Genomic DNA, 1,415 nt, shown 5'->3' with positions numbered 1-1,415 from the left:
GTCAACATCAGCAAATCACTCAAGGCAGCACCTCCTGCCACCTTGAATCACCCAACAGATATCAACTCAACAAATTAATGGGTCCTGACCCTAGCCTTAAAAGGGTTTGAGCCCGTGACTTGGACGTGGCCCCCGGTCGGAACATCGGAAGTTCTGGCGCATTGCTAGTGGACGCCATTGCCGCTCACCCTACGGATTCGAAGTGCGACCCTCGATCACAAATGTATGGGACTTGGTGCGAGAAAGCGTAGTCGGCTTCATCAACGACAATGCTCTTAGTCATGGCGCTGCGATGGCTTTCTACGCCGCCACGTCGCTGGCGCCAATTTTGCTGATTGTGGTCGCTATCGCGGGTCTCGTTTTCGGTCACGATGCTGCACAATTGGCTTTGTCTGCCCAGGTCTCCGGGCTGATGGGACCAGAAAGCGCAAGTCTCCTTCAGACCGCGGTCGAGAGCGCATCTGACAAATCATCCGGGACTTGGACGGCGGTCATAGGCATCGTCACCTTGTTCGTGACCGCTTCTGGCGTTTTTGGTGAAATGCAGCAGTCGCTGAACACAATTTGGAAGGTCGAACCGCAAGGCGGTTCCTTATCGCGTCTGGTGCGCGCACGTGCAGCAAGTCTGGGTTTGGTCGCAGCACTCGGTTTCATGTTGCTCGTATCTCTCGTAGCCAGTGCAGCGATCTCGCTGCTGGGCAATTTCATCAACGCTCAGATCCCGTTCGGCACAATCGTCCTCGACGTGATCAACACGGTCGTTTCGTTTGCACTGATCTCGGCGATGTTCGCTGCCATTTACAAAGTTTTGCCCGATCGAACTCTCGAATGGCGCGACGTAGGGATTGGTGCTGTTGTGACCGCTGCCCTGTTCACGCTCGGAAAATCACTCATTGGCTGGTATATCGGCACCAGTGCGATCGCGTCCTCATATGGTGCCGCCGGTGGACTGCTCGTCATACTCCTCTGGGTTTACTACTCATCCGAAATCTTTCTTCTCGGGGCCGAATTCACTCGCGCCTATTCCGTTCGACATGGCAGCAGATCCGATCTGGACGCGCTGGTTCACAGTGCTTTGCCCGCAAGAGACGTCCCAGTTCGCGCAAAGCAAAAGTCCAACTCTGCTGGCGTCGTCGTGCTGTTAGCGGTGGCATGCGCGAGCGCAACGATGACCACCCTTATGCTGGGTCTTCGCCGGCCGTAAACCTCGCGGCAGGCGTTCGGAGGCATGCGAAGACAAGGCGTGGCGAGGCAATGGATTCTGATGATCTCAACACGAAACGGATCGTCACTGTGTTCGGCGGAACAGGCTTTCTCGGGCGTATCCATCCGGTGAGGGACGCGGACGGACCTATTTGTTTCCGTCGCGATGGATGGCGATGAGGTTTTGAAGGCTTTCGATGCCGAATTCGGAG

General features: G+C 55.9%; 1 protein-coding gene. It reads left to right on the top strand.

What is annotated here, in order from left to right:
* Nucleotides 1-292 precede the first annotated feature (292 nt).
* Nucleotides 293-1,204: a YihY/virulence factor BrkB family protein gene (locus tag HNQ71_RS34565; RefSeq protein ID WP_246462553.1), complete on the top strand. Its 912-nt coding sequence runs from the start codon at nucleotides 293-295 to the stop codon at nucleotides 1,202-1,204.
* Nucleotides 1,205-1,415 lie beyond the last annotated feature (211 nt).

The sequence above is a fragment of the Mesorhizobium sangaii genome (assembly GCF_014207355.1).
GTDB lineage: Bacteria > Pseudomonadota > Alphaproteobacteria > Rhizobiales > Rhizobiaceae > Mesorhizobium > Mesorhizobium sangaii.
Note: the sequence above shows the minus strand (reverse complement) of the source record. Positions and strands in the feature narration are given on the sequence as shown.